Source organism: Streptomyces sp. AC627_RSS907 (assembly GCF_019049165.1).
In genome coordinates, this window is the sequence record NZ_JAGMUE010001144.1 from 1 (window position 1) to 559 (window position 559).

Genomic DNA, 559 nt, shown 5'->3' on the forward strand with positions numbered 1-559 from the left:
GGCTGCCGCAGCCGCACCCCGCGCAGGAAGTTGACCTGCGGCTTGGCGTGCCCGGCGAAGCTCTCCACGGTGTGCAGCACCAGCTTGGGCACGCCGGTGGTGCCCGAGCTGTGCGTGACCAGTTGCGGCGCGTCGCGCGGCGGCACGATCGAGTGCGGCAGCTCGCCGGGCGGCTGGTCCTGGAGCGCCTCGCCGTGCCGGCCGGGCTTGCCGACGTAGAGCCGCGGCGGCAGCGCCGCGCCCACCTCGTCGAGCGCGCCCGCGGACTCGGTGTCCGCGTCGGTGACGATCGCGGCCGGCTCGCCGCGCCGCACGTGCAGGCCGAGCGAGGTCGGCCCGACGTCGGGGTGGGTGAGGATCGGCACCGCGCCCATCCGGGCGCAGGCGAAGGCCAGCAGGATGACGTCGAAGTTGGCCCGCTTGACGACGAGCACCCGGTTTCCCGGCAGCACGCCGGCGCCGAGCAGCAGCGCGGCGGCGCGCTCCACCAGCTCCGCGAACGTCGCGAAGTTCAGCGCGTCCCCGGCTTCCGGGAACAGGTCTAGGGGCTGGTCCAGGT

General features: G+C 75.1%; 1 protein-coding gene. It reads right to left on the reverse strand.

The genetic code is table 11. The features are described 5' to 3' along the window. The coding region (locus KUM32_RS40735; RefSeq protein ID WP_217146711.1) for an AMP-binding protein at positions 1-559 on the reverse strand (559 nt) is incomplete at both ends.